Source organism: Microbacterium sp. B24, from assembly GCF_000333415.1.
Classification (GTDB): Bacteria; Actinomycetota; Actinomycetes; order Actinomycetales; family Microbacteriaceae; genus Microbacterium.
The window spans coordinates 1-6567 of the sequence record NZ_BADB01000161.1 but is presented as its reverse complement, the minus strand read 5'-3'; the positions used below and the strand labels follow the sequence as shown (position 1 = coordinate 6567).

Genomic DNA, 6567 nt, shown 5'->3' with positions numbered 1-6567 from the left:
GAGCTCGGTCCCGGGGATCCTCTAGAGTCCCGCCAGCGCTCGGCGATCTCGAGCGTCTCCAATCGCGCGATCGCCGCGTCGGGGGCGACCCCGAGCTCGCGCGCCGCGGCCAGCGCGGCCAGCGCGTTCATGACGTGATGCTCGCCGAGTACGCGCAGTCGCAACGGCCATCGTCCCTCAGGTGTCACGACGGTGCAGGTCGTGCCCGCGGCGGTGACCTCGACGTCCTCCGCGCGCACCTCCGCTGCGGATCCTCGCCCGAACCACCGCACGTCCACACCTCGGGATGCCGCGACGTCGGCCATCGTGACGACACGCGCGTCATCTCGGTTGAGGACGGCGACTCCACCGGGGCGCACCGCCTGGACGAGCTCGGTCTTCGCCTTCAGCGTCGCCTCGACTCCGCCGAAGCCTCCCGCGTGGGCCAAGCCCACCATCAGGACGACGCCGACGTCGGGCGTGACGAGTCCGGCGAGCTTCGCGATCTCGCCGGGGCCCGACGCGCCGAACTCGCTGACCAGGAAGCGGGTGTCCGCGCCGACACGGAGCATCGTCAACGGTGCGCCGACCTCGTTGTTGAACGAGCCGCGCGGAGCGATGGTCTCACCCTCGCCCTCGAGGATGCGGGCGAGCATGTTCTTCGTCGTGGTCTTGCCGTTCGACCCCGTGATGCCGACGATCCTGAGCCGACCGTGCTCGCGCACGGCGGCGACGACCGCGCGCGCCAGGTGCGACAGGGCCGCCACGGCGTCTGCGACGACGATCTGACTGACCGGCGCGTCGACGAGCCGCTCGACGATCGCGAGGACGGCTCCGGAGGCGACGGCACCGGCGACGAAGTTGTGGCCGTCGGTGACTTCTCCGGGCTTGGCCACGAAGATGTCACCGACGCGGATCTCGCGGGAGTCGGTGTCGACGTTGCCGTCGACCACCGTGTCGGGGGTGTCATCGGCGGCCAGGTGCAGGGTGCCCGCCACAGCGGCGGCGACCTCGGCGAGCGTCATCCGGATCATAGGCTTTGTTCCTCACGCGCGGTGGCGCGTCACGGTGTCGTCATTGTGTCACGGGCAGCAGCGGGGTGTCCGAGCCCGAGGGCATCACCCGGTAGTGCGTCAGCACCTGGGTCATGGCCTTCTTGAAGACCGAGCGGTTGGCCGAAGACATCGTGTTGGTCTTCGGCTCGTTGAAAAGGGTCAACACAACGTACTGCGGATCATCGGCGGGTGCGTAACCGGCCAGCGAGGTCATGAAGAGGTTGTCTTTGTAGCCGCCGTGCCCGTCCGGCACCTGCGCCGTTCCCGTCTTGACGGCCAGCCGGTAGCCGGGGATCTTGATGTCGTCGGCAAGCGTGCCCTGGGCGTAGACGTTCTCGAGCATCTGGGAGACTTCGGCGGCGGTCTGCGGCTTGATCACCTGCACCGGTGCCGGCAGGTCGGGGGTGACGACCGTCCCGTCGGGCTTCGTGCAGGACTCCACCAGCTGTGCCGGCATGCGCACCCCGCCGTTGGCGATGGTCTGGAACAGGCTCGTGACCTGCGTCGGCGTGACGGTGAAGGCCTGCCCGAAGGTGGTCGTGTAGAAGGTCTGGTTGTCCCAGGTCGACGCGTCCCGGATCTCTCCCGTGGGCTCGCCCGACCAGTTCAGGGCCGTGCCGTCGCCCACGCCGAAACGCTTCAGGTAGTCGTAGCGCGTTTCGGCGGGCACCTGCGCGCCGAACTGCGACATGGCGACGTTCGAGGACTGCACGAGACCGCCGGTGAGGGTCAGATTCTCCGTCGGGTGGCTCTCGGAGTCGTTGATGACCGCGCCGTTGGGGAACTGGATGCGATCGGGCGTCTCGACCGTGGAGGTCGGCGTGAGACCGCCCTGCTCAATGACGGTGGCGGCCGTCACGGGCTTGAACGTCGATCCCGGCTCGTAGGAGACGCGAAGCAGGCGCGAGCCACGGTTGTCGGGATCGGAGGCGCCGGGATCGTTGGGGTCGACCGTGTTGGTCTCGGCGAGGGCGCGGATCTTGCCGGTCTTCGCCTCCATGACGATGATGCCGCCCCAGTCGGCCTGGTAGCGCGCCGTCTCCTCGGAGATCAGCTGCTGCATGAACCACTGCAGATCGCTGTCGATCGTGAGCTTGAGCGTGCCGCCGTTGACGGCCGGCTTCTCGACCTCGGTGCCGGGGATGATCACGCCGTCAGCACCGCGCTGGTAGGTCAGCGAGCCGTCCGTTGCCTGGAGGCACGAGTTCTGCAGAGACTCCAGTCCCTCCAGCGGGTCGCCGTCGGAGCCGACGAAGCCGATGAGGTTGCCGGCGACCGCCCCGTCGGGGTAGGTCCGGGCGGGGTGGAGGGGGAAGGTGAGGAACGGGAGCTTCAGCGCCGCGAGCGCGCGGTACTCCTCGGTGGAGACGTACCGCTTCACATACGCGAAGCGCGACGCCGAGTTCTCGGCCAGCGCGTCGGACACGATCTTCTCGACGTCGGCGGTCGACTGGCCCGTGATCGCGGCGATCTTGGGGGCCACGTCGGTCCACGGAGTCATGATGTTCTTGCCGTCGGCATCCGTCATCGCGTTGCCGCTGGCATCGGTCTGCACGGCTCCCTGCGCCGCGAGCATGGGGTCGATCTGCACGTCGTAGAGCGTCGTGCTGCTGGCGAGGACGACGCCGTTGTCGTCGACGATCTCGCCGCGCGCTCCGTAGAGCGTGGTCTTGGCCCCGGTCGCGAACTGCTCGGAATCGTCGACGTGCTCGCGCGCATTGACCACCTGGATGTCCACCAGACGCACGACGAAGGCGGACAGCACCACCAGGACGACGGCGAGGGCGACGACGGTGCGGCGCCGCGGGCTGCGAGTTGCTCGTGTCGTCATGGATTCAGTGTGTGGCGGGGACGGGCAGACCGTCGGCGATGGCGGGGGGTGTCGGCGTATCAGGGATGGCCTTGTCGACCACGGAGCTGCCGCCGGCCGCGCCGAGGCTCGCCGCGGGGTCTCCGACGAGCGGACGCCCGCTGACGAGGGCGTTGCCGACGGCGGCCTTGCTCAGCGCGTTCACCGCGCTCGCACCGGTCAGGCCGGCGGCCGTGCCGATGACGGCGTTGTCGCTGAGCCGCAGATAGGTCGGCGCCTGGCCGGTGACCATGCCCATCGCCTCCGCATTCGCGGCGAGGTACTGCGGCGAGCTCAGGCCGGCGATGCTGTCCTGCAGCATCTGCTTCTGCCAGTCGAGACTGCGCTGCTGATCGCTGAGCGTCGACAGCTCGTAGGAGGACTGCGTCGTCAGGATCGACAGCCCCATCTGCGCGCCGCCGATCAGGAGCGCACCGCTGACCGCGACGATGCCGTAGACGAGCCGAGGACGCCGTCGCGGCGCGGGCTGCTCGACCGCGTGGAGGCGTCGCGCCGGCTCCCCGGGGGTGCGCAGCGGAAGGGGCGCAGCCCCCACGAACGGATCGAGGTTGCTCTCTGCCGGCACGCTCATGCCGCCTCCCGGATGCGTTCGGCCGCGCGCAGACGCACGGGTGCGGCCCGCGGGTTGCGCGCCTTCTCTTCTTCGGAGGCCAGCTCGGCGCCCTTGACCACGAGCCGGAATCGCGGAGCATGCTCGGGAAGCTCGACGGGCAGTCCCGCCGGTGCCGTGGATGCCGCGGCATCCGCGAACACGCGCTTGACGAGACGATCCTCGAGCGACTGGTAGCTCATGACGACGATGCGTCCGCCCACGTTCAACAGGTCCATGCTCGGCGGGAGGGCACGCTCCAGCACCGACAGTTCGGCGTTCACCTCGATGCGCAGAGCCTGGAAGACACGCTTGGCGGGGTGCCCTCGTCCCTCGCGCTGCACGGCGACCGGCGTCGCCGCGACGAGGATGTCGACCAGCTGCCCGGACCGCTCGATCGGAGCCTCGGCGCGCGCGGAGATGATGGCCCGTGCGTAGCGTCCGGCGAGCTTCTCTTCGCCGTAGCGCTCGAAGATGCGGCGAAGATCGCCTTCGCCGTAGGTCGCGACGATCTCCGCTGCCGTCGTGCCGGCTGTCTGGTCCATGCGCATGTCCAACGGCGCATCCTGTGCGTACGCGAACCCGCGATCGGCCTCGTCGAGCTGCAGCGAGGAGACACCGAGGTCGAAGAGGATGCCGTCGACGCGATCGACGCCGGCGGAGCGCACGGCCGATGCGATCCCGTCGTAGACGGTGTGCACCAGCGTGACGCGCTCGCCGAACCGCGCCAGCCGCTGCCCCGCGATGCGGAGGGCGTCGGTGTCGCGATCGAGCCCGATCAGGCGGATGTCGCCGAATCGCTCCAGCAGGGCCTCGGAGTGACCGCCCATGCCCTCGGTCGCGTCGACGAGAACGGCGCCCGGATGCGCGAGGGCCGGCGAGAGCAACTCGACGCAGCGCTCGAGCAGAACCGGGGTGTGGATGTCGGAGGTGCTCATGATGAGGGGGTGTGGGCCGGAGCCGTGATCCCCATCCGCCTGACCTGACACCGGGGAAGTGCGTCAGGGCGTGCGGCTGGGAGTCACGGCCACGGCTCAGAACAGACCCGGGATCACCTCCTGCTCCATGTCCGAGTAGCTGTCTTCGTTGCTGTCTGCGTAGGCGTTCCAGGCCTGCGCATCCCAGATCTCCGCGTGGGCCCCGACGCCCGTGACCACGAGTTCGCGGTCGAGGTTGGCATAGGCACGCAGGTGCGGCGGGATCGTGATGCGGCTCTGGCTGTCGGGCTTCTCGTCGCTGGCGCCCGAGAGGAACATGCGCTGGAAGTCGCGCGCCTGCTTGTTGGTGAGGGGCGCCTCGCGGATCTTCTCGTAGACCCGCTCGAACTCCTTCGTGCTGAACACGTAGAGGCAACGCTCCTGGCCTCGCGTCACGACGACCCCGTCACCCAGGTCGGTTCGGAACTTCGCCGGAAGGATGAGGCGGCCCTTGTCGTCGAGCTTGGGGGTGTAGGTGCCCAGCAGCATCGGCCACTCCCCCTTCCTCCGGCCCGATCAAGGTGCGCACCACTTTACTCCACTTTCCTCCACCTGACTATGGTTTCGTGGGCGCAACGCTCCCCTGGGCTCCCCCGCTGCGAATCGACGGGAGCGCCCGGCGCCGCGCAGCGCCGTCGCCGGGCACAAAAAAGAGCACCGACCTCGTGGTCGGTGCTCTTCGCGTCGTGCGCGGCGCTGCGGTCAGGATCCGTCTTGGCGGCGGTCCCAACGGTCGTTCATGCGGTCCATGAAGGACGAGGATCCGGTGCGGGACGGCTTGCGCTGCCCCTTGTGCTCCGGCGAGGTCTTGAGCGCAGCGAGCCCCTTGGCAGGGGTGGCGGCGAGCACGACGCCGGCCACCATGACAAGGAAGGCGATCACGCCGATGGCGATGATGCCGGTGGACACACCCGCGATCAAGCCTCCGAGACCCACGAGCACGAGGATGGTGCCGTAGACGATGTTGCGATAGCTGAGGGTGCGGCCGTCCCGGGACGCGCTCACGACGTCTGCGTCCTTATTCATGAGATGGCGCTCCATCTCATCGAGCAGACGCTGCTCCTGCTCTGACAGCGGCATGCTGCCCCCTCCTCGCCGTTTCGGACCGGCATCTCGTGCGGTCGATTCTACGCGTGCGGTCGAGAACTAGGCTAGGCCCGTGCACGCTTCCGCCGACCCGATCGAGGCCATTTCCCAGCGACTGGCAAGGTTCGTGACAGCGCAGCGCCTCGCGTGGGCGGATGCCGGCCCCGAAGCGCAGGTCTTCCTGGATGCCGCGACGCGCACCCTGGCCGGGGGAAAGCGTCTACGAGCGCGCTTCTGCGTCACGGGATGGCTGGCCGTGGCGGGCGTCGACACCGACGTCAAAGAGGTCCCCGACTCCGTGCTCGATGCGGCCGCCGCACTGGAGGTCTTCCACGCCGCGGCGCTCGTCCACGACGACATCATCGACAACTCCGACACGCGGCGCGGACAGCCCGCCGCACACCGTGCTCTCGAGGCGGCGCACGCGGGGTCCGGCTGGGTGGGCGACGGTTCGGCGTTCGGGCGATCGGCGGCGATCCTGCTCGGCGATCTCCTCGTCGCCTGGAGCGACGACCTGCTCGAGCAGGGACTGGCGCGTGCGCCGCACGCGGCATCCGCGCGGGAGGTCTACGCCCTGATGCGCCGGGAGGTCACCATCGGCCAGTTCCTCGACATCGCCGAGGAGGCGGCGTTCACGACGGCCCCCGACGAGGAACACGCCGAGCGCGCCCTCCGCGTCGCGTCACTGAAGTCCGCGCGCTACAGCATCCAGCACCCCCTCCTGCTGGGTGCGGCGCTCGCCGGAGCCGACGCCACGCAGTCGGCGGCTCTGGCCGCCTTCGGTCATCCGCTGGGACTGGCGTTCCAGCTGAGGGACGATGTTCTCGGCGTCTTCGGCGACGCTGCCGTCACCGGTAAGCCCTCCGGCGACGACCTCCGCGAAGGCAAGCGCACGCTGCTCATCGCCTACACCCGCGAGGCGCTCGCCCCCGATGACCGTGCCGCGCTCGACGCCCTCATCGGCGATCCCGCCCTCACTGCCGAGCAGATCGCCCAGATCCAACAGAGCAT

Annotated in this window: 7 protein-coding genes; 1 reads left to right on the top strand and 6 read right to left on the bottom strand. The window is 69.2% G+C overall.

Annotated features, from left to right (window positions below; translation table 11 throughout):
• From I5I_RS03830 to I5I_RS03805, 6 genes are all read right to left on the bottom strand, one after another.
• Positions 1 to 1013, bottom strand: a 1013-nt coding sequence (locus I5I_RS03830) for a UDP-N-acetylmuramoyl-tripeptide--D-alanyl-D-alanine ligase (RefSeq protein WP_036316626.1), incomplete at its 3' end; no start/stop codon positions are given.
• A gap of 40 nt (positions 1014 to 1053) precedes the next feature.
• A complete protein-coding gene (locus I5I_RS03825) occupies positions 1054 to 2865 on the bottom strand; it encodes a peptidoglycan D,D-transpeptidase FtsI family protein (protein ID WP_036316624.1) in 1812 nt (603 codons plus the stop codon).
• Between the two features lie 4 nt (positions 2866 to 2869).
• Positions 2870 to 3475, bottom strand: coding sequence for a hypothetical protein (locus I5I_RS03820; protein ID WP_036316622.1), 606 nt, complete (start codon positions 3473 to 3475; stop codon positions 2870 to 2872).
• Positions 3472 to 4431: a 16S rRNA (cytosine(1402)-N(4))-methyltransferase RsmH gene (rsmH, locus tag I5I_RS03815; RefSeq protein ID WP_036316620.1), complete on the bottom strand. Its 960-nt coding sequence runs from the start codon at positions 4429 to 4431 to the stop codon at positions 3472 to 3474. Before rsmH ends, I5I_RS03820 begins: the two co-directional genes overlap by 4 nt.
• Before the next feature lie 96 nt (positions 4432 to 4527).
• Complete coding sequence (gene mraZ / locus I5I_RS03810; protein ID WP_036316618.1) at positions 4528 to 4959, bottom strand: division/cell wall cluster transcriptional repressor MraZ; 432 nt, start codon at positions 4957 to 4959, stop codon at positions 4528 to 4530.
• 213 nt (positions 4960 to 5172) lie between these two features.
• On the bottom strand, positions 5173 to 5550 hold the full coding sequence (locus tag I5I_RS03805; RefSeq protein ID WP_036316616.1) for a DUF3040 domain-containing protein: 378 nt from the start codon (positions 5548 to 5550) through the stop codon (positions 5173 to 5175).
• A gap of 79 nt (positions 5551 to 5629) precedes the next feature.
• Here I5I_RS03805 and I5I_RS03800 point away from each other — a divergent pair.
• Positions 5630 to 6567 (top strand): polyprenyl synthetase family protein (locus I5I_RS03800; RefSeq protein ID WP_036316614.1); only part of this gene is annotated, 938 nt, incomplete at its 3' end.

Bases quoted from the DNA above. Each gene is read 5' to 3' on its own strand.
- I5I_RS03820 (WP_036316622.1), bottom strand. From the start codon at position 3,475: ATGAGCGTGCCGGCAGAGAGCAACCTCGATCCGTTCGTGGGGGCTGCG.
- I5I_RS03825 (WP_036316624.1), bottom strand. From the start codon at position 2,865: ATGACGACACGAGCAACTCGCAGCCCGCGGCGCCGCACCGTCGTCGCC.
- I5I_RS03805 (WP_036316616.1), bottom strand. From the start codon at position 5,550: ATGCCGCTGTCAGAGCAGGAGCAGCGTCTGCTCGATGAGATGGAGCGC.
- mraZ (WP_036316618.1), bottom strand. From the start codon at position 4,959: ATGCTGCTGGGCACCTACACCCCCAAGCTCGACGACAAGGGCCGCCTC.
- rsmH (WP_036316620.1), bottom strand. From the start codon at position 4,431: ATGAGCACCTCCGACATCCACACCCCGGTTCTGCTCGAGCGCTGCGTC.